We start from the raw sequence: 18,857 nt of genomic DNA, 5'->3' as shown, positions 1-18,857 counted from the left end.
GGCCCATCTACGCCGGCAACGCCATCGCCACGGTGAAGTCCGCCGACCCGATCAAGGTCGTCACGGTGCGCACCACCGCCTTCGAGGCGGCCGCCGCCACCGGCGGTTCGGCCACGGTCGAGAGCATCGCCGGGACGGGCGACGCCGGTTCGGCCAGGTTCGTCGGCCAGGAGCTGACGAAGTCGGAGCGTCCGGAGCTGACCCAAGCCAAGATCGTGGTGTCGGGCGGCCGCGGCATGCAGTCGGGCGAGAACTTCAAGCTGCTGGAAGCGCTGGCCGACAAGCTGGGGGCCGCGGTCGGCGCCAGCCGCGCGGCGGTCGACGCCGGCTTCGTGCCGAACGACTATCAGGTCGGCCAGACCGGCAAGATCGTGGCGCCCGAGCTGTACATCGCCGTCGGCATCTCCGGTGCCATCCAGCACCTCGCCGGCATGAAGGACAGCAAGGTCATCGTCGCCATCAACAAGGACGAGGAGGCGCCGATCTTCCAGGTCGCCGACTACGGCCTCGTCGCCGACCTGTTCAAGGCGGTGCCGGAGCTGGAGCAGGCTCTGTGACGCCATAGGCGTCGCCGGCCCCCCGGACGTCAGGCGCGACGGTCGGGGGCGTCCGGGAAACCGGCGCGGCTCAGCCGGTCCACCGCCGCCACCGCCTCGGCGTGGCAGGAGGGCGGGTGCCAGGCGAGGCCGCGCCCGACGATCCCGTCCTCCCCCGCCGCGTGCAGCGCGGCCAGACAGACCGGGGGCACCGGGCCGCCCAGCAACACGGCGCGGGCGTCCAGCCCGACGCGCCGCCCGTGGATGGGATGGTCGGCGCAGAGCAGCCGGTCCGCCGCCGCGATGACCGTCTCGGCCGCAGCCCCCAGCTCCGCCCGCAGCAGCGGGGCGGCGTCGAGCGCCAGCGCGCCGAAGCCCAGCGCGTCGATGACGGCGCTGTCCCCGATCGCCGGCAGACGCGGGCGGGAGGCTCCGCCGGGAGAGCCGATGTCCGGCCCCTGCGGTGCGGCCACCGGCGCGCTCGCCCAGCCCTCGCCCATCATGCCCGACAGGCGCAACCCGAAGCGCATCCCGTTGCCGCCGGCCGCCGTCACCAGCGCCGCCCCCGGCACCCCGTCACCGGCCAGCATCGTCGCCTTGCAGGCGGCCATCCACGGGTTGAGGAAGAACTGCCCGGCCTCCTTCAGGAAAGCGCAGACCGCACCGGTCCCGCCCAGCCGCGCCACCAGCGTCTCGGTCAGCAGGGCCGAGGCCACCCCGACGCGCCCGTGCAGCTCGTCCCCCTGCTCCATCGCCTCGCATGCGATGCCACGCAGTTCCACCGGCCCGATCCCGGCCAGCGCCGGGCCGACCACGCCGTGCAGCAGGCGCAGCCGCTCCACCACCGCGCCGCTGACGATGCCGAAGCGCAAAGCGGGGCCGCCGCCCTCGTTGAGCGGGCTGTAGGCGCGGGCGCCGGAGCCGCCGGCATCCTCCACCACATGCAGCCACATCGACCGCGACACGACGGCGGCGAGCGGGGTGACCACGCCGGAATCCTGCGCCGGACGCAGGGTCACGGCGCCGCTCCGCACCAGGGTGCGGGCCTCCTCCACGCCGTCGGCCATGCCTTCGAACAGCAGCGCCGCGGCGGCGGCGTTGAGGATCGGCGGGCAGATTTCCGCCGGATCGGCGAAGGGCGGTCCGGCGTGCAGCAGCGTGTGGCGGTCCAGCCCGATCCGATCCCCGGCGGTTCCGGTCTTCGTCCACACCGGATCGGCGGTCAGCATCCGCTCCACGGCCCGCGCGGTGGCGTCGTTCATCGCGTGTGTCCTTTGCGTCCAACCCCTCTCCCGTCCCGGGAGAGGGTGCCCGCGAGAGCGGGCGGGTGAGGGTCGTGCGAGGATCAAGGCGCCGAGCCTTGGCGGCACCTTCACCCTCCCACGCTGGCGCGTGGGTCCCTCCCTCTCCCGGGGCGGGAGAGGGAATGCTTCACCTCATGGCAGGTGCAGCGGGGCGCGGCCGTAGCCGTTGCTGGCGTCGACCAGATGCAGCAGGTAGCGCAGGAAGACCGCGCGGTCCTCCTTCGGCAGGGGCGCGATGGTGCGGTCGTGGGCGCGCTGGGCCTTCTTGTCCATACGGCGCAGCAGCTTCCGGCCCTCCGCGGTGATGGCGGCCAGCTTCATGCGTTTGTCCACCGGGCTGGCCCGGCGCTGGATCAGCCCGCGCTCGGCCAGCCGCGCCAGCACGCCCGCCGTGGTCGTGCGGTCGATGCCGATCTGGGCGCCCAGCGTCACCTGATCCAGGTCGGGCCGGTCCACCAGAGCGGTCAGCACGCTGTACTGGACGGGGGTGATGTTGAACTCCGCGCACTCCTCCATGAACATGGCGACGTGGATCTGGTGCAGGCGGCGGATGAGGAATCCGGGACGCTCCGCCAGGACGCGGTACGCCTCTTCGATCAGGGGGTCGTCTAAGGTCATCGCGGGCGGTCCGTCGGAGCGGGTTTGGGAAAGCGGTGAACAGAGAGAGGATGGCGGCGGGCGTGAGAATCGGCAACCGGGCCGGACGCCCGTGACCTCTAGCCCATTAGCGACACATGCGCCGCGACGATCCGCCAGCCCTCCGGCATGCGGACCCAGGTGTGGCTCTGCCGCCCGACGCGCTCGGTGGAGGGGCGCGTGAACTCGGTATTGGCGGTCGCCATGTCGCGGCCATAGGTGGTGATGACGGTGTTACGCAGGGTTCGGTCCAGCCCCGCCGCCGGGCGGCCCTGGCGGAAGGCGGCGATGGCGTCGTAGCCGTACAGGTTCTCGCCCACGCCGTAGCGCAGGGTTGCCGGGTGGTTCCAGAACAGCTCGTCCAGGACCGCCACGTCGTTGCCGGTCAGCGCGCGCTCGTAGCGCTCGAAGGCGGCGGTGACCTCGGCCACCACCTCGGGGATGTTGATCTCAAGCGTCATGCGAACAGATCCTCGGCGATGGCCAGAAGCGCGGAGTCGCTTCCACGCGGCCCGATGAGCGACAGGCCGAGCGGGCAGCCCTGGAGCCGCGCCGCGGGAATGGAGAGTTGCGGCAGCCCGGCCAGACCGGCGGGGCAGAGGATCGCCAGCGCCCGACCGCGCTCCGCGTCCACCGCCGCCCCCGACGAGCCGCGCAGCGGCGCGATGCCCGGCGCGCTGGGCAGGACGATCAGCCCGTCCGGTCCCAACAGCTCGTCCATCCGCCGGCGGATGCCCTCCCGCGTCTCCGCCGCTGCGCGGGCCAGGTCGGGGTCGAGCGTGGCCGCCGCCACGAAGCGGTCGCGCACCCCCGGCCCGAAGGTCGGTTTCGTCGCCGTGATCCAGGCGCCGTGCGCCGCCCAGGCCTCGGCGGCCTGGAGCGTCTGGAAGACCAGGCGCCACCGCTCCAAGCCCTCCGGGGCCAGCGTCACGGCCTCCGCCGCCCCGAACCGCTCCCGCAGCCGGTCCAAGGCCGGGGCGAGAGCGGCGCGCACCGCGTCCCCCGCGACGGCGAAGGCGTCCTCGGCGATCAACAGGCGGCGAAAGGCCAGATCGGGCGCCGGGGGCAGCAGCACCGCCCCGACGCGGCGGAGCAGCGCCGCCTCCCACGCGAACCAGCCCACCGTGTCGAAGCTCGGCGCCAGGGGGACGGAACCATCCAGCGGAACCGCCCCGTGGGTGGGCCGCATGCCGTAGAGGCCGCAGTAGCTCGCCGGCAGGCGGATCGACCCGCCGGTGTCCGTCCCGATGGCGAAGTCCACCGCCCCGCCCGCCACCGCGGCGGCCGACCCGCTGGAGGAACCACCGGGGATGCGGCCCGGCGCCTTCGGATTCTCCGGGGTGCCGTAATGGGCGTTCTCGCCGGCCAGGCTCCAGGCCAGCTCGTCGGTCAGCGTCTTGCCGGCGACGCGCGCCCCGGCGTCGAGCAGCCGCTGCACGGCGGGCGCGGTGTCCTGCGGAACCTCGTGGGTGCGCAGCCAGTCCGGGTTGCCGGCCCCGGTGGGCAGGCCGGCGATGTGGAACAGGTCCTTCACCGCGAAGCGCAGCCCGGCCAGCGGGCCGTCCGCGGCTCCGGCGACCTCGGTCCGGCCGTAGGGGACGAAGGCGTTCAGGGGGTCGTTCGGCATGATGCGGTGATGAATCTCATCATAGGTTCGAATCCCCTCTCCCCTCTGGGGAGAGGGTCAGGGTGAGGGGGTTGCGCTTTTGCCGGACGCACCGCCACGTGCATCCCCCTCACCGGCCCTCCGGGCCACCCTCTCCCCAGAGGGGAGAGGGTTGGAAAAGAGCTTGCGCAGCCAATCCTTCAACATGCTCCACAGGAGATTGCCAGCGTTCAGTTCCTTGGCAGGCTCCGGCGAAGCCGCGGAAGCCGCGACGGGCTCCGCGTCCTCCACCACCGCCGGTGCCGTGGCGGCGAGCTTGGTTTCCAGGTTGCGGGCGAACTCGGCGGTCAGGCGGTTGGCGATCTCCTGAACGATGGCGCCGCGACTGAACTGGGCCAGCACGCCGGTCAGCGTGAAATCGACGGTCAGGTCGATGCGCGTGCCCGGCCCCTCCTCCACGACGGCGAAGGTCACGTCGGCCTTGGCGCGGGAATTGTTCTTGGGGTCCGTGCCCTGGCCGTGGATGACGCCGGTGTGGGTGGCCTCGTCCATCGTCAGCGTGCCCTCGCCGGCGAAGGCGGCGGCGATGGGGCCGAGCTTCACGCGCATCTGCCCGAAGATCCGGTCGCCCTCGCGCGGCTTGGTCAGCGAGGCGCCGGGCATGCAGGCGATCACCTGCTCCACGTCGCCCAGCAGCGGCCAGACGCGGGCGCGCGGGAAATTGACGGCAAGGGTCTGGGTCATGGTCGGCATGGGATTACCCCGCGTTCGTGTTGCGCGCGTCGATGACGCGGCGGATGGCGTTGACGATCCCGACATAGCCGGTGCAGCGGCACAGGTTGCCGCTCATCGCCGTGCGGATCGCCGGGTTGTCGGCGTCCGGGCAGCGCAGCACCACGTCGCGCGCCGCCACCAGCATCCCCGGCGTGCAGAAGCCGCATTGAAGCCCGTGCTCGGCGGAGAAGGCCTCGCGCAGCTCCGCGGCGACGGGGTCGTCGTCTAGCCCCTCCACCGTGGTGACGGACCGCCCGTCGCAGGCCACCGCGAAGGTGATGCAGGAGCGCGCCGGCTCGCCGTCGATCAGGATGGTGCAGGCACCGCACACGCCGTGCTCGCAGCCCAGATGGGTGCCGGTCAGCAATTCCCGCTCGCGCAGGAAGTCGCCCAGATGCTGGCGCGGCGGCACGCTGGCCTCGACGCGCGTGCCGTTGACGGTCAGGGAAATGGTTTTGGCGTGGGCGCTCATGACATCACCTGCGCGATGGCGCGCTTCAGCGCGACGGTGTGGGTCTTCAGGGCGATGGGGTCGTCCGCGGCGGGGCTGCCGGCGAGATGCGCGGCCAGCGCCGCTTCCGTGCAGCCGCCCGCGAACAGGGCGGGGCCGTCGATCACCACCGGTTTGCCGGAGGTCGCCCCGGCGACGCAGCGCTGGACGCCGCGGGCCGGGTCGATCAGCACCGCGCCGGTGGCGTGGGAGAACTCGCCGGTCTTGCGGCAGACCTTGTAATAGCCCCAGCGCGCCCGGTCGGACAGGGCGGGCACATGGATCTCCGCGACGATCTCGCCCGGCTGCAGGGCCGTCTCGAAGACGCCGAGGATGAAGTCGGTCATCGGCACACTGCGCCGCCCGCCCTGACCGACGATCACCACGTCGGCGCCGAGCGCGGTCAGGACGTTCACCCAGTCCGCCGCCGGATCGGCGTGGGCGAGGCTGCCGCCGATGGTGCCGCGGTTGCGCACCGCGCGGTAGGCGATCACCGCCGCCACGCTGGGAAGCACGCCGCGCGTCACGTCCGGGTAGTCGCCGTCCTCCAGCCGCGCGTGGGTGACGCAGGCCCCGATGACCAGCCGATCGCCCTCCCGGCGGATCGTTTGAAGCTCGGCGATGCGGGTGATGTCCACCAGCAGCTCCGGCTGGGCCAGCCGCAGGTTCAGCATGGGGCCGAGCGACTGGGAACCGGCCACCGGCCGCACCATCACGTCCTCGCGCGCCAGAAGCTCCAGCGCCGCGTCCAGCGTCGCCGGCTGCGCGTAGTCGAAATCGACCGCCTTCATGCCGCACCCCGCTCGCCCGCAATGGCGGAGAGAATGGCTTCCGGCGTCATCGGCGCGTTCGTCACGATGACTCCCAGCGGCTTCAGCGCGTCGTTGATGGCGTTGCAGATCGCCGCCGGCGGGGCGATGGCGCCGCCCTCGCCGATGCCCTTCACGCCGAACTCAGTGTAGGGCGAGGGGGTCAGCATGTGGATGATCCTCACGTGCGGGACCTCGGTGAAACCGGGGATCAGGTAATCCGCGAAGGTGGAGGCGAGCGGCTGGCCCTCCGCGTCGTAGGGCATCCGCTCGTAGAGCGCGGTGCCGACGCCCTGGGCGACGCCGCCGTAGATCTGGCCGTCGACGACCATCGGGTTGACCATGGTTCCGGCGTCCTCGACCACCACGTAATCGAGGATTTCGACCTGCCCGATCTCCGGGTCCACGGCCAACGCCACGGCGTGGGTGGCGTAGGAGAAGGTACCGTGGTCGCTGCCCGGCTTGTAGCCGGCGGTGACCTCCAGCCCGCCGCGGTCCACGTCGGCGGGAAGAAGCTGCGGCGCGCGGTACCAAGTGTGGGCGATCTCGCGGATGGTCACCGCGGCGGCCCCGGCCTTCACCGACCCGCCCTCAAGCACCACCCCGTCCGGCCCGGCCTGCATCAGATGCGCGCCGATCCGGCGCAGCCGCTCGGCCAGCGTGCGGCAGGCGGTGGCGACGGCGCCGCCGGCCATGACCATGCTGCGCGACCCCCAAGTGCCCGTCGAATAGGGCGTCAGGCCGGTGTCGCCGTGCACCAGCTTGATCTTCTCCAGCGGGATGCCCAGCACCTCGTGCGCGACCTGGGCGAAGGTGGTCTCCATGCTCTGGCCGTGCGACTGCACGCCGACGCGCAGCTCCAGCCCGCCGTCCGGGGTGATGCGGGCCTGCGCCTGCTCGTGCCCCGGCACCATGGGAATGCCCCAGCCGTGATAGACGGCGGTGCCGTGGGCCGACTGCTCGCAATAGGTGGCGAAGCCGACGCCGATCAGCCGCCCGTCCGCTTCCCCGGCCTTCTGGCGGGCGCGCCAGCCCTCAAGCTCGATGGCGGCGACGGCGCGGCGGACGGATTCGGGATAGTCGCCGCTGTCGAAATGCTTCTTCGTCACGTTGTCGAAGGGCATCTTCTCCGGCGGGACGAGGTTTTCCAGCCGCACCTGCCACGGCTCCCGCCCGACGGCGTCGGCGACGGCGTCGATCATCTGCTCCATGGCGAAGCACACGCCGGTGCGCGCCACGCCGCGGTAGGGGACGATGGGCGGCTTGTTGGTGCAGACGGAGAAGGTGCGGCAGCGGTAATGCGCGAAGTCGTAGGGGCCGGGCAGGATGCTGCCGACTTGGGCCGCCTCCAGGCAGGCGGAGAAGGGATAGACCGAGTAGGCCCCGGCATCGACCCAGGCGTCGGCCTCGATCCCCAGCAGCCGCCCGCGCGCGTCGGCGTAGGCGGTGATCTCGTAATGGTGCTCGCGGGCGTTGGCGGCGGCGACCAGATGCTCCCGCCGGTCCTCGGTCCAGCGGACGGGGCGGTCGAGACGCATGGCGAGCCAGCCAGCCACGACCTCCTCCGGCTGGAGCAGGCCCTTCCAGCCGAAGCCGCCGCCGACGTCCGGCGCCACCACGCGGATCAGCCCCTGGTCGAGGTCCAGGCATTCCGACAGGCCGGCGCGCACGATGTGCGGCATCTGGGTCGAGGTGGTCAGGACGAGCTGTTCGACGTGGCGGTCCCAGTGGGCGACCACGCCCTTCCCCTCCAGCGGCACCATGCACTGGCGCGCCGTGCGGATGGTCCGCGACACCTTCACCGGGGCGGTGGCGGCGATCTCCGCGATGTTGCCGCCGACGTTGGTCTCCAGGAAGACGTTGTCCGGCCAGTGGTCGTGCACCTTCGGCGCGCCCGGCGTCACCGCCTCCAGCATGTCGGAATTCACCGGCAGCTCGGCGTAATCGACGAAGACGGAGGCGGCGATGTCCTCGGCCTCGGCGCGTGTGGCGGCGACGCAGACGGCCACCGGCTCGCCGACGAAGCGCACCTTGCCGTCGGCCAGCGCCGGCTGCTCCGACACCTTGAAGCCGGGCAGGCCCGAGACGGCGCGGATCGGCTTGACGCCGCCCGCCGCCAGATCCGCCCAGGTGAAGACGGCGCCGAGGTGCTCCTCCGGAATCTCGATGCCGGTGATGGTGGCGTGGGCGACCGGGCTGCGCACGAAGGCCAGTTCCTTCATGCCAACCAGGGCAATGTCGCCGACGAAGCGGCCCCGCCCGCGCAGCAGCCGGTCATCCTCCTTGCGGCGGACCCTGGCGCCGACACCGGAACCGGCGCCCGATCCGGCGGTGCTAACCTCTCCCATTCCCTGACCCTCTCTTTTTTGCTTAACCGCCCAGATAGGCGCGCTGGATGTGGTCGTTGGCGAGCATGGCCTGTCCGGTGCCCTGCTCCATCACCTGCCCGCTTTCCAGCAGGTAGGCGCGGTCGCACATGTCGAGCGCGGCATAGGCGTTCTGCTCGACCATCAGCACGGTGGTCCCTTCCCGGCGGATGTCCGACACGATCTCGAAGGTGCGCTCCACGAGGTTGGGGGCGAGGCCGAGCGACGGCTCGTCGAACAGCACGATCTTCGGGCGCGACATCAGTGCCCGCGCGATGGCCAGCATCTGCTGCTCGCCGCCCGACATGGTGCCGGCGGGCTGGTTCAGCCGCTCCTTCAGGCGGGGGAAGCGGTCGAACAGCCGCTCCATGTCCTGGGCCACCGCCTGATGGTCGCGGCGCAGATAGGCGCCCATCTCCAGATTCTCGCGCACCGTCAGGTGGGGGAAGACGCGCCGCCCCTCCGGACAGTGGGCCACACCCAGCGCCAGCACCGTGCGGGGGGCGGCGTTGCCGATCTCCCGCCCCTCGAAGGTGATGCGGCCGGACGCCAGCGGCAGAAGGCCGCTGATGGCGCGCAGCGTGGTGGTCTTGCCGGCGCCGTTGGCGCCGATCAGGGTGACCAGCTCCCCCTCCTCCACCGTCAGCGAGACGTTGCGGAGCGCCGGGATCTGGCCGTAGCAGACGGTGATCCCCTCAACCTTTAGCATGCTTCACCCCCTGGCCCAGATAGGCCTGGATCACGTCCGGATTGGCGCGGATGACCTCCGGCGGGCCTTCGGCGATGATGCGCCCGTGGTTCAGCACCACCACGCGGTCGGAGATGGTCATCACCATGCGCATGTCGTGCTCGACCAGCAGGATGGTCACGCCGCGGTCGCGGATGCGCTGGACGACGCCCATGAAGGCCTCCGTCTCCGACGGGTTCAGCCCGGCGGCCGGCTCGTCCAGCAGAAGCAGCTTCGGATCGGCGGCCAGCGCGATGGCGATGCCGAGCAACCGCTGCTCGCCGTAGGCGAGATTGCCAGCCAGCTCGTCGGCGCGGTGCGACAGGCCGACGAAGGCCAGGATCTCGGCCACCGCCGCGCGCATCCGCTCCGTCTCCGCCCGCACCGAGGCGAGGCGCAGCAAAGCCCCCCAGGTCTCCGCCCGGCCCTGCCGGTGCATCCCGGTCAGCACATTGTCGAAGACGGTGCAGCCGGCGAAGATGCTGGTGCGCTGGAAGGTGCGCACGACGCCCAGGCCCGCGATGCGGTTGGAGGACAGGCGAGTCAGGTCGGTGCCGCGGAACAGCACCTTGCCGCCGGTCGGCTTCAGGAAGCCGGTGATGACGTTGAAAGCCGTCGTCTTGCCCGCCCCGTTGGGGCCGATCAGGCTGACGATCTCCCCCTCCGGCACGGCGAAGCTCATCGAGGCGATGGCGATCAGGCCGCTGAAATGAACGGCGACCTCGCGCACTTCCAAAATCGGCGCGGCGGATTCGTCGAACGCGAGGCTCATGCCGAGGTCTCCTTGCGCAGGCCCAGCGCCGTTCCGGCGACGCGCTTGCGGCGGCCGGCGAACCAGTTCTTCACCGCCGGGACGATGCCCTGCGGCAGGAAGAAGACGACCACGATCATGGCGACGCCGTAGATGATCCACTGCACCTCGGGCCGTGCCACCTCGCGCAGCACCTCGGGCAGGATGCCGAAGGCGAGGCCGCCGACGATCGGCCCGGCCAGCGTGCCCTTGCCGCCCGTCACCACCATGATGACCATGGTCACCGTGTAGATGAACATGAAGACGTCCGGGTCGACGATGCGGATGTAGTGGGTGTAGAGCCCGCCCGCGGCCCCGGCCATGCCCGCCGCGATCACCGTGGCGACGACCAGATAGCGCGTCACGTCGATCCCGACCGAGCGCGCCAGCGACTCGTTCTCGCGCAGCGCCACCAGCGCGCGGCCGACCCGCGACTGCACCAGCCGCTGGATCACCAGGAAGCAGACCACCGCGACCGCCAGCACCAGAAGGTAGTTGTATTCCTTCCTGTAGAGCGGGAGCACCCCGTCCCACGGCAGCCACACCGACAGCGGCGGGATGTTGTTCAGCGCCATCGGCCCCTCGGTCAGGTCCACCCAGTTCAGCGCGACCATGCGCATGACCTGGGCGAAGCTGATGGTGACGATGACGAAGTAGGCCCCGCGCACCCGGAAGGCGAGCTTGCCGATCAGGAAGCCGAACAGCGCCGCCACCAAGATGCCGCCGAGGAAGGCCACCCACACCGGCTGCGGCCCCAGCACGAAAGGCTCCACTCCGCCGAGGTCGAGGTCGAAGCCCAGCGACAGAAGCGCGCTGGTGTAGGCGCCGATTCCGAAGAAGGCAATGTGGCCGAGGCTGAGCTGCCCGGTGTAGCCGAGCAGCAGGTTCAGGCTCATCGCCCCGATGATGAAGATGCCGGTCGAGGTCAGGACGTAGAGGATGTACTGGTCGCCCAGCCACAGCGGCCCGACCGCCATGACCAGGACGAACAGCCAGGGGAGGAGACGCGTCGTCATCCGATCCGCTCCTTCATGGCGAAGAGACCCTGGGGCCGCACGATCAGCACGGCGATGATGAGGATGAAGCCCATGGCGTCGCGGTAGCCCGACGACAGGTAGCCGGCGCCGAACTCCTCGGCGAGCGCCAGCACGAAGCCGCCGATGGTGGCGCCGGGGATGTTGCCCAGCCCGCCCAGGATGACGATGGCGAAGGCCTTCAGCGCCACCAGATCGCCCATGGTCGGGGTGACCACGAAGATCGGGCCGAGCAGCGCCCCCGCCGTGGCGGCGAGGCCGGAGCCGAGCGCGAAGGTCAGCGTGTACATCAGCCCGCGGTTGACGCCCATCAGCGCCGCCGTGTCCGGGTCCTGGAAGGTGGCGCGCATGGCGACGCCCAGCTTGGTCCGGTTGATGAGCAGGTAGAAGCCGCCCAGCAGCAGCAGCGCCACGCCCAGGACGAACAGCCGGTTCATGCCCACCGACACCGACCCCAGCACCACCGGCTCGGTCGGGAAGGGGCTGGGCACCGACTTCGCGACACCGCCCCAGACGAGTTGTTCCCCGGCCTGCATGGCGATGCCGGCGCCGATCATCACCAGCATGGTGGTGTCGATGTCGGCGCCCTTGAGCGGGCGCAGCAGAGTGAATTCGATCAGCGCGCCCAACGCCATGCCCAGCAATGCTGCCATCGCCAGGGACATGAAGAAGTTCAGCCCCATCATTCCGGCCAGCATGTAGGCCATGTAGGCGCCGAAGGTGTAAAGCTCGCCATGGGTGAAGTTGACCACGCGCATGATGCCGAAGATCAGCGTCAGGCCGATTCCCAGCAGCGCGTAGGTCCCCCCCAGGACCACGGCGTTCAAAAGATGCTGCAGATGCGCTTCCACCGCGTGTCTCCTTACTTCCCCTCTCCCGTCCCGGGAGAGGGTGGCGCCGAAGGCGACGGGTGAGGGTACCGGCAAGGATCAGCGCCTTGATCCTCGTACGACCCTCACCCTTCCCACGCCTGCGGCGCGGGCCCCTTCCCTCTCCCCAGAGGGGAGAGGGCGGTGAAGCCGGTTACGGCATCGTCACCTTGCCGTCCTTCACCTGGACGACGTAGACGTTGGCCTCGTTCTGACCGCTCTCCTTGCCCTCCGGGCCGTCCTTCTTGAAGGCGATGTCGCCGTTCACGCCGTCCAGCTTGACGGTCCACAGCGCGTCGCGGATGGCCTGCGGCTCGGCCTTGCCGGCTTTCTTGATGGCTTCCACGATGGTCATGATGCCGTCATAGCCGCGGTAGCCCTCGGTCAAGCCGGCGAAGTCGTAACCCTTCTTGTTCCAGCCATCGACGAAGGTCTTGGCGACCGTCGGGTGCACCGCCTTCTCCGGGAACCAGGGGGCGAAGAACAAGGTGAAGTAGCCGCCGTCCGCCGCGGCACCCGCCTGCGCGATGAGCTGGTCGGGGGACGAGGAACCACCGTTGGTGATGACCCGGTGCGGAAGGCGCAGCTCGGCCGCCTGCTTCAGGATCAGGGTGATCTGCTCGACGCCGGTGGTGACGAACAGCGTGTCGCCGCCCGACTGCTTGATGCTGGAGAGCTGCGCCGACAGGTCGGTGGCCTCCGGCGCCATCGTCTCGGTGACGCCGATCTTGACGCCCTTGGCCTGGAGCATCTTGCGGAACTCGTCGGCCGAGCCGCGGCCGAAGTCGTTGTTCACCGCCAGGAAATCGGCCTTCTGGATGGCCGGCTGGAAATGGTCCAGCTTCTCCGCGAAGGACTTAGCCTCCATGGCGGAGGTCGGGGCGATGCGGAAGACCCACGGGTTGCCCGAGGTGGTGATCTTGGTCGAGGAGGAGGTCTCCACCACCATCGGCACGCCGTATTCCACCAGCTTCGGCATCACCGCCAGGGTGAAGGTGGAGCTCCAGGCGCCCATCAGCACCGGGACCTTGTCGCGCACGATCAGCTTCTCGGCGGAGGCGACGGCCTCCTTCGGGTTGCTCTTGTTGTCCTCGATGATCAGCTGGATCTTCTTGCCGAGAACGCCGCCGTTGGCGTTGACGACCTCCTCCGCCACCCGCGCGCCGTTGGCGACGTAGTTGCCCGACGCGGCGACCGCGCCGGTCAGCGGCTGGGTCACGCCGATCTTGATCGTCTCCTGCGCAAAGGCCACGCCCGGCGCCAGCAGCGCGGCGCTCAGCAGCAACGCCGTGGTCTTCATCGTCCGCATGTCGTCTAGCCCCCTCTTTTTGATTTGAACCGTCAGGTCGTCGGTCGCTCGGCGGCACTCACCAAGCGGCGACCGCGCCGTCGCTGCGGGGATCGGTCGCCCCCTCCAGCGTTCCGTCGGCATGGCGGACGATGGCGCCCGCATGCCCCATGGTGCTCGTGTACGGATCGAGCAGTTCGACCGCGTGCCCGGCGTCGCGCAGGGCGGCGACCAGGGCAGGGTCGAAGCGGCTTTCCAGCTTCAGCGTCACGCTGTCCTCGCCCCAGGTGCGGCCGAGCAGCCAGCGCGGCGCCGTCACGGCGGCCTGCAGGCCCTGCCCGAACATCGCGTAGCGGGAGAAGACGGCGGCCTGCGTCTGCGGCTGCCCCTCCCCGCCCATGGTGCCGTAGACCATGCTGCGCCCGTCGTCGAAGCGGGCCATCGCCGGGTTCAGCGTGTGGAAGGGCTTGCGCCCCGGAGCCAGCGCGTTCCAGCCATCCTCCACCAAGCGGAAGGAGGCGCCGCGGTTCTGCCAGGTGATCCCGGTCTCCGGCAGCACGAGGCCGGAGCCGAATTCGAAATAGACGCTCTGGATCATGCTGACGGCGCGGCCCTGCCCGTCGATCACGCCCAGCCACACCGTGTCGCCGGGCTTGGCGACATGGGGCCAGGGCAGCGCGCGGGCGCGGTCGATGTTCGCCGCCAGCCCGTCCAGCACCGCGTCGTCGAGGAAGCTCTGCGCCTCGCGCCCCATGTAGGCCGGGTCGCCGACCTCGCGGTCGCGGACCAGGAAGGCCTGCTTGGTCGCCTCGATCAGCCCGTGGATGTGGTCGAAGCCTTCGCCCTGCGTCACGCCCAGCCGGTCGAACAGCGCGAGGATCATCAGCGATGCCAGACCCTGCGTCGGCGGCGGGTGGTTGAACAGCAGCGCCCCGCGCACGCCGACCGACAGGGCCGGGCGGCGGTGCGCCGCGTGGGCTGCAAGATCCGTCGCATCCACCGGCGAGCCGGCGCGCTGCAGATCCGCCGCGATGACGGCGGCGAGCGGCCCGCGGTAGAAGCTCTCCAGCCCCTCCGCCGCCAGCCGGCGCAGCGTGGCGGCCAGCGCCGGCTGCTTCAGCGTGGAGCCTTCCGGCGGCACGGCGCCGCCCGGCAGGAAGGTGTCCTTGAAGCCGGGGACGTCCTTCAGCTCGTGCAGCTTCTGGCGGGTCAGCCCTTCCTGGCTGGCGGTGACCGGGATGCCCTGCTCCGCGTGGGCGATGGCCTCCTCCAGGATGCGGGCGAGCGGCAGCGGCTCGGCCCAGCCGGCGCTGACGGCCAGCGCCTCGCGCCAGCCGTCGATGGTGCCGGCGACCGTGTTCGCCGCCAGCGGCCCACGCCAGGGCACGGTGGCGTGGCCGTGGCGCCGGTAGAGGTCGAGCGAGACGGCCTTGCCCGCCCCGCCGCAGGCGTCGATGGCGACGGGGTCGCGCCCCGGCTCGGCGATCAGCCAGAAGCCGTCGCCGCCGATGCCGGTCATGTGCGGGTAGACGACGGCCAAGGCCGCGGCGACGGCGACCGCCGCCTCGACGGCGGTGCCGCCGTTGCGCAGGATCTGGAGGCCGGCCTGGCTGGCGAGATGGTGCGGGGAGGTGACCATTCCCCGGCGGCTGCGCGGCGTGTTCAGCATGGGAACCTCACGGAAGAAGGCCGTAGATCATCCGCGCCGCCGTCAGACCCAGGAACAGGGCGAAGACGCGGCGCAGGACACGGGTGTCGAGGCTGTGGGCGAGCCGCGCGCCGAGCGGCGCCATGGCCATGGAGGCTGGCAGGATCAGCGCCAGCCCCAGCAGGTTGACATAGCCAAGGCTGAAATCCGGACGGCCCGGCACGCTCCAACCGGTCAACACGAAGCCCACCGTTCCCGGCACGCCGATGATGAAGCCCAGCGCCGCCGCCGTGCCGACCGCGCGGTGGATCGGATAGCCGAACAGGGTCAGGATGGGGACGCTGAGCGTGCCGCCGCCGATGCCCATCATCGCCGACACCATGCCGATGCCGCCGGCCAGCCCCTGGCGCGGCGCGCCGCTCGGCAGCCCATCGGCAATCCGCCACTCGGGCTTGCCAAACAGCATGTGCAGCGTGACCAGAACCGCCATCCCGGCGAACACCGCCGTCAGCACCGGGCCGCGCACCACGCCGGCCACCGCCGTTCCCGCCAGCACGCCGAGGAAGATCGCCGGTCCCCAGGCCCGCAGCAGCTCGCCGTCGACGGCGCCGCGGCGGCGGTGGGCGCGCAGCGACGTCAGCGAGGTGGCGATGATGGTGGCGAGCGAGGTGCCGACCGCGACGTGCATGCGCACGGCCTCGTCCACGCCCAGCGCGGTGAACAGGTGATAGAGCACCGGCACGATCACGATGCCGCCGCCGACCCCCATCATGCCGGCCGCCAGCCCGGCGAAACCGCCGGCCAGCAGCAGCCCGCCGCCGAGGATGGGAAGCTGCGGCACCGCCGCGATCCCCAGCCCGGTCACGGGATGCCCCGCCACATCTGCAGAAACCCTCTCATTTTTATGGATATCCGACTTTTTCCGTTGGTTTCCCATCCCTTTGCGAACGCCGTGCCAACCGGCAGAACACTGCGCATTTCGGTTCGAAGGGAAGGAAGGCGCGGCGTGGCGCCAAGGCCGGTAATCGCCCCAATATTGGGCAAATGGATTGACGGAGGGGCATCGCGGCTCTTGGAAAACGCACTCCATCGCATTGAAAAACAATCAATAATCGTGTGTTTCGGGAACTTTGATTCTCCGCTTCATTCGTGCGCAACCTCTGCCTGCTGCGCGGGCATTAATCAGCATACTGACGATATGATGATGGCCATGGATGGCCTTTGCATGCCCCACCGCGGCGACGGTGACCAGCCCCTGGAGCCCTTTGAAACCCCTGGTTTTTGCCTTGGCTTCTGTGTTCGTGCACAAATTGGTGGCAGGGTGCCACGCCATGCCGCCACGCCGTGAATCATCAGCATACTGCGGAAAATCGAGCACCGGCGGGCGGCGGGCGCATGCCGTGGTATGCCGTATTGTGCGTATTTTGACCACCAAATGCCCAACGGACGGTCATTCGTCAGTATGCTGAAGTTTTGTGCGCCCCGGCACCTCCGACCCGCCCTGGCATGATGCTTGCTGAAAGGACGGCCAGATAAAAATCAGCGCAAGAAGGTGGGTTATGTCAGAGACGCACACGTTCGACCTCGTGCTCCGCGGCGGACGGATTCTCGATCCGGCCAACGGGCTGGATCTGGTCGGCGATCTGGCGGTCGCGAAGGGCCGCATCGCGGCGGTGGCGGAACGGCTGCCCGACGATGCCGCCGACACCATCCTCGATGTCTCCGGAAAGCTCGTGACGCCGGGCCTGATCGACACCCACGCGCACGTCTTCGAGAAGGTAACCGGGCGCTTCGGACTGAACCCGGACATGGTGGGCGTGCGCTCCGGCGTGTCGACGCTGGTCGACCAGGGCGGGCCGAGCCTGATGACCCTTCCGGCTTTCCGCCGCTTCATCGCCGAGCCGGCGCGCTCGCGCACGCTGTGCTTCCTGTCGGCCTATCTGGTCGGGGGGCTGGAGGGCCATTACTACCCGCAGCTCTATCGCCCGGATTGCGTCGATGTGGACGCGACCATCCGCGTCGGGCGCGAGAACCGCGACATCGTCAAGGGCATCAAGGCTCACGCGGAGGTCGGCGGCGCCTCGCGCTGGGGCTTGGACGTCATCAAGCAGGCCAAGCGCATCGCCGACGGCATCGGCGTGCCGCTCTACGTCCATCTCGGCCAGCTCTGGCCGGAGGTGGAAGGCGGCGAGGCCGTCGATCCCGACATGCTGGTGGAGGAGTTGGTCCCGCTTCTGGATTCGCGCGACATCCTGGCCCATCCCTTCACCCGCCACCCCGGCGGCTTCATCTCCACCCGCACCGGCGAGGTGCATCCGGTCATCTACAAGGCGCTGGAGCGCGGGCTGACCGTGGATGTCGGCCACGGCTCGCATTTCAGCTTCGAGATGGCGCGGCGGACGCTGGCGGCGGGCATCCTGCCCTACACGCTGGGCGCCGACCTGCACGGCTACAACGTGAAGGCCCCGACGGCGGGCGCCGGCGGCGACCGCGAGGCCAACCCTTTCTACGGCGTCGCCCCCTTCAGCCTGACCCACGCGATGACCGAGCTTCTGACGCTCGGCATGGCGCTGGGCGACGTGCTGAAGACGGTGACCAGCAACCCCGCCGCCATGCTGGGCATGGCCGACGAGATCGGCGCGCTGTCTCCGGGCATGGCCGCCGACGTGGCGGTGCTGGAGGTCAAGGCCGGCCGCTGGCAGCTCAGCGACAACAGCGGCGAGCGGGTGACCGCGCCGGAGATGATCGTCCCGGCCTTCTCGCTGCGCGAAGGCGTGGTGCAGGAGGTGGACAGCCCGCTGCTGCCGAAGCCGATTCCGGTTGCGGCGTAAACGAAACGGTGCCCCCACCCTAGCCCTCCCCCGCTGACGCAGGGGAGGGGACTGCCGCCGCTTCGCATATTTCTCCCTCCCCTGCGAAGCGGGGGAGGGCCGGGGTGGGGGCACCGTCGGCCCCCGAACACTTCATCATCCGACAAGGACTCCGCCCATGTCCGAAGCCGCGCTTGCCTTCTGGATGTTCGAGGTCCCGGCCCGCTGCCGCGATGCCGAAGGGCGGCGGCTGGGCAAGGCCCGCGCCCTGCTGCTGTCCCACCCGCGGCGCCAGCAGCGCATGATGCTGGAACTGGCCCACGACACCCCGCTCGGCACGGGAAGCCGCGTCGTCACACGGCGCGCGGCCTTCGTGGTCGAGCGGTGCGAGGGCGAGTCCGGCTTCGGCTTCCGGCGCTACGCCGTGCGCTGCGTCGGGACGCGGCCGGCGCCCTGACAAAAGCAGGCGTGACAAAAGCTGGGCACGGCTGATCCACATCAAGGCGCCGAGCGCTCCGATGGCGAATATTAATCGAACGATTAATAACCAGCTTCGGAGACTCCCATGACCACCCCCGCCCCCGCGCCGCAAGAGGGCCTGTGCGCGACGCTCCTGCGCGGCTGGCGCGGCGTCCGCTCCCTGAACGCGCTCCAAGCGCTGGCCCCGCACGACCGCGACCGCGTGCTGGCCGATGCCGGGCTGACCGACCTGACCGCCCCGGCCGTGCTGCGCGCCGGCCATGTCGGCGCGCTGCTGCCCGCCGCGATGGCGCTGCACGGCGTCGACGGCGCCGCGGTGGAGCAGGACCGCCCCGACCTGATGAACGACCTGCAACGGGTCTGCGCGCTCTGCCGCGGCGCCCGCACCTGCCGCCGTCTGCTGGCCGAGGGCTGCACGCAGCCGGAGCACGCGCTGCTCTGCCCCAACGCCGACACGCTCGACGCGCTCCGCTGAGGAGCGCGCCGAACACGGCGCCAAAACACAGCCGCAAAAAATCCCCAACCGTCTTCGTCGGAAAAGCGATTGACAGCGCCGCGACGCGACCGTTAGCATCCCTGCATAATTAATTGGCCGTATAATAAAACACGGGAACGGTTGCCGCATCGGACGGCGCGCGTTCCCGCAACGGGCCGACGCGCCCACGCCGGGAACGGCGGGGCGCCGACAGG

19 protein-coding genes are annotated in these 18,857 nt (G+C 70.4%); 4 read left to right on the top strand and 15 right to left on the bottom strand.

Annotation, left to right across the window (positions count from 1 at the left end; genetic code table 11):
* Positions 1-557, top strand: a 557-nt coding sequence (locus tag ACFPMG_RS10885; RefSeq protein ID WP_376995142.1) for an electron transfer flavoprotein subunit alpha/FixB family protein, incomplete at its 5' end; no start/stop codon positions are given.
* A gap of 29 nt (positions 558-586) precedes the next feature.
* Here the strand turns inward: ACFPMG_RS10885 and ACFPMG_RS10880 are convergent.
* The 15 genes from ACFPMG_RS10880 to ACFPMG_RS10810 all read right to left on the bottom strand — a co-directional run bounded on the left by ACFPMG_RS10880 (position 587) and on the right by ACFPMG_RS10810 (position 15,757).
* Complete coding sequence (locus tag ACFPMG_RS10880; RefSeq protein ID WP_376995141.1) at positions 587-1,798, bottom strand: YlbE family protein; 1,212 nt, start codon at positions 1,796-1,798, stop codon at positions 587-589.
* Between the two features lie 174 nt (positions 1,799-1,972).
* Positions 1,973-2,458, bottom strand: coding sequence for a MarR family winged helix-turn-helix transcriptional regulator (locus ACFPMG_RS10875; protein WP_145626201.1), 486 nt, complete (start codon positions 2,456-2,458; stop codon positions 1,973-1,975).
* A 98-nt stretch (positions 2,459-2,556) separates the two neighbouring features.
* A complete protein-coding gene (gene hpxZ / locus ACFPMG_RS10870; RefSeq protein WP_376995140.1) occupies positions 2,557-2,937 on the bottom strand; it encodes an oxalurate catabolism protein HpxZ in 381 nt (126 codons plus the stop codon).
* Positions 2,934-4,103, bottom strand: coding sequence for an amidase (locus tag ACFPMG_RS10865; RefSeq protein WP_376995139.1), 1,170 nt, complete (start codon positions 4,101-4,103; stop codon positions 2,934-2,936). The genes hpxZ and ACFPMG_RS10865 overlap by 4 nt, the downstream gene beginning before the upstream one ends.
* Before the next feature lie 57 nt (positions 4,104-4,160).
* Positions 4,161-4,835, bottom strand: coding sequence for an SRPBCC family protein (locus tag ACFPMG_RS10860; protein ID WP_376995138.1), 675 nt, complete (start codon positions 4,833-4,835; stop codon positions 4,161-4,163).
* Positions 4,836-4,839: 4 nt separating this feature from the next.
* Positions 4,840-5,328, bottom strand: coding sequence for a (2Fe-2S)-binding protein (locus ACFPMG_RS10855; protein WP_211103669.1), 489 nt, complete (start codon positions 5,326-5,328; stop codon positions 4,840-4,842).
* Positions 5,325-6,137 carry an FAD binding domain-containing protein gene (locus ACFPMG_RS10850; RefSeq protein WP_376995137.1) on the bottom strand — a complete coding sequence of 271 codons (813 nt, stop codon included), beginning with the start codon at positions 6,135-6,137 and terminating at the stop codon, positions 5,325-5,327. Before ACFPMG_RS10850 ends, ACFPMG_RS10855 begins: the two co-directional genes overlap by 4 nt.
* Complete coding sequence (locus tag ACFPMG_RS10845; RefSeq protein ID WP_376995136.1) at positions 6,134-8,503, bottom strand: xanthine dehydrogenase family protein molybdopterin-binding subunit; 2,370 nt, start codon at positions 8,501-8,503, stop codon at positions 6,134-6,136. The genes ACFPMG_RS10850 and ACFPMG_RS10845 overlap by 4 nt, the downstream gene beginning before the upstream one ends.
* Positions 8,504-8,525: 22 nt before the next feature.
* Complete coding sequence (locus ACFPMG_RS10840; RefSeq protein ID WP_145679927.1) at positions 8,526-9,230, bottom strand: ABC transporter ATP-binding protein; 705 nt, start codon at positions 9,228-9,230, stop codon at positions 8,526-8,528.
* Positions 9,217-10,020 carry an ABC transporter ATP-binding protein gene (locus ACFPMG_RS10835; RefSeq protein ID WP_094307001.1) on the bottom strand — a complete coding sequence of 268 codons (804 nt, stop codon included), beginning with the start codon at positions 10,018-10,020 and terminating at the stop codon, positions 9,217-9,219. Before ACFPMG_RS10835 ends, ACFPMG_RS10840 begins: the two co-directional genes overlap by 14 nt.
* Positions 10,017-11,054, bottom strand: a complete 1,038-nt coding sequence (locus ACFPMG_RS10830; protein WP_376995135.1) for a branched-chain amino acid ABC transporter permease — start codon at positions 11,052-11,054, stop codon at positions 10,017-10,019. Before ACFPMG_RS10830 ends, ACFPMG_RS10835 begins: the two co-directional genes overlap by 4 nt.
* Complete coding sequence (locus tag ACFPMG_RS10825; protein WP_376995134.1) at positions 11,051-11,923, bottom strand: branched-chain amino acid ABC transporter permease; 873 nt, start codon at positions 11,921-11,923, stop codon at positions 11,051-11,053. Before ACFPMG_RS10825 ends, ACFPMG_RS10830 begins: the two co-directional genes overlap by 4 nt.
* A gap of 172 nt (positions 11,924-12,095) precedes the next feature.
* Positions 12,096-13,250, bottom strand: coding sequence for an ABC transporter substrate-binding protein (locus ACFPMG_RS10820; protein ID WP_014199597.1), 1,155 nt, complete (start codon positions 13,248-13,250; stop codon positions 12,096-12,098).
* Between the two features lie 58 nt (positions 13,251-13,308).
* The gene (locus tag ACFPMG_RS10815; protein WP_376995133.1) at positions 13,309-14,898 is read right to left on the bottom strand and encodes a gamma-glutamyltransferase family protein; all 1,590 of its coding nucleotides are present in this window, start codon (positions 14,896-14,898) and stop codon (positions 13,309-13,311) included.
* A 7-nt stretch (positions 14,899-14,905) separates the two neighbouring features.
* A complete protein-coding gene (locus ACFPMG_RS10810; protein ID WP_376995132.1) occupies positions 14,906-15,757 on the bottom strand; it encodes a sulfite exporter TauE/SafE family protein in 852 nt (283 codons plus the stop codon).
* 679 nt (positions 15,758-16,436) lie between these two features.
* Here ACFPMG_RS10810 and ACFPMG_RS10805 point away from each other — a divergent pair.
* The 3 genes from ACFPMG_RS10805 to ACFPMG_RS10795 all read left to right on the top strand — a co-directional run bounded on the left by ACFPMG_RS10805 (position 16,437) and on the right by ACFPMG_RS10795 (position 18,642).
* Positions 16,437-17,708, top strand: coding sequence for an amidohydrolase/deacetylase family metallohydrolase (locus ACFPMG_RS10805; protein WP_376995131.1), 1,272 nt, complete (start codon positions 16,437-16,439; stop codon positions 17,706-17,708).
* A 157-nt stretch (positions 17,709-17,865) separates the two neighbouring features.
* Positions 17,866-18,144, top strand: a complete 279-nt coding sequence (locus ACFPMG_RS10800; protein WP_376995130.1) for a hypothetical protein — start codon at positions 17,866-17,868, stop codon at positions 18,142-18,144.
* 108 nt (positions 18,145-18,252) lie between these two features.
* A complete protein-coding gene (locus tag ACFPMG_RS10795; protein ID WP_376995129.1) occupies positions 18,253-18,642 on the top strand; it encodes a hypothetical protein in 390 nt (129 codons plus the stop codon).
* The last annotated feature ends 215 nt before the right edge of the window (positions 18,643-18,857 follow it).

This window comes from Azospirillum himalayense (assembly GCF_042657465.1).
GTDB classification, from domain to species: domain Bacteria; phylum Pseudomonadota; class Alphaproteobacteria; order Azospirillales; family Azospirillaceae; genus Azospirillum; species Azospirillum himalayense.
This window is presented reverse-complemented; position numbering and strand designations above follow the sequence as displayed.

What these genes read in the sequence shown, in the direction of transcription:
- ACFPMG_RS10880 (WP_376995141.1), bottom strand. Translation starts at nt 1,798, where the DNA reads ATGAACGACGCCACCGCGCGGGCCGTGGAGCGGATGCTGACCGCCGAT.
- ACFPMG_RS10875 (WP_145626201.1), bottom strand. Translation starts at nt 2,458, where the DNA reads ATGACCTTAGACGACCCCCTGATCGAAGAGGCGTACCGCGTCCTGGCG.
- hpxZ (WP_376995140.1), bottom strand. Translation starts at nt 2,937, where the DNA reads ATGACGCTTGAGATCAACATCCCCGAGGTGGTGGCCGAGGTCACCGCC.
- ACFPMG_RS10865 (WP_376995139.1), bottom strand. Translation starts at nt 4,103, where the DNA reads ATGCCGAACGACCCCCTGAACGCCTTCGTCCCCTACGGCCGGACCGAG.
- ACFPMG_RS10860 (WP_376995138.1), bottom strand. Translation starts at nt 4,835, where the DNA reads ATGCCGACCATGACCCAGACCCTTGCCGTCAATTTCCCGCGCGCCCGC.
- ACFPMG_RS10855 (WP_211103669.1), bottom strand. Translation starts at nt 5,328, where the DNA reads ATGAGCGCCCACGCCAAAACCATTTCCCTGACCGTCAACGGCACGCGC.
- ACFPMG_RS10850 (WP_376995137.1), bottom strand. Translation starts at nt 6,137, where the DNA reads ATGAAGGCGGTCGATTTCGACTACGCGCAGCCGGCGACGCTGGACGCG.
- ACFPMG_RS10845 (WP_376995136.1), bottom strand. Translation starts at nt 8,503, where the DNA reads ATGGGAGAGGTTAGCACCGCCGGATCGGGCGCCGGTTCCGGTGTCGGC.
- ACFPMG_RS10840 (WP_145679927.1), bottom strand. Translation starts at nt 9,230, where the DNA reads ATGCTAAAGGTTGAGGGGATCACCGTCTGCTACGGCCAGATCCCGGCG.
- ACFPMG_RS10835 (WP_094307001.1), bottom strand. Translation starts at nt 10,020, where the DNA reads ATGAGCCTCGCGTTCGACGAATCCGCCGCGCCGATTTTGGAAGTGCGC.
- ACFPMG_RS10830 (WP_376995135.1), bottom strand. Translation starts at nt 11,054, where the DNA reads ATGACGACGCGTCTCCTCCCCTGGCTGTTCGTCCTGGTCATGGCGGTC.
- ACFPMG_RS10820 (WP_014199597.1), bottom strand. Translation starts at nt 13,250, where the DNA reads ATGCGGACGATGAAGACCACGGCGTTGCTGCTGAGCGCCGCGCTGCTG.
- ACFPMG_RS10815 (WP_376995133.1), bottom strand. Translation starts at nt 14,898, where the DNA reads ATGCTGAACACGCCGCGCAGCCGCCGGGGAATGGTCACCTCCCCGCAC.
- ACFPMG_RS10805 (WP_376995131.1), top strand. Translation starts at nt 16,437, where the DNA reads ATGTCAGAGACGCACACGTTCGACCTCGTGCTCCGCGGCGGACGGATT.
- ACFPMG_RS10800 (WP_376995130.1), top strand. Translation starts at nt 17,866, where the DNA reads ATGTCCGAAGCCGCGCTTGCCTTCTGGATGTTCGAGGTCCCGGCCCGC.
- ACFPMG_RS10795 (WP_376995129.1), top strand. Translation starts at nt 18,253, where the DNA reads ATGACCACCCCCGCCCCCGCGCCGCAAGAGGGCCTGTGCGCGACGCTC.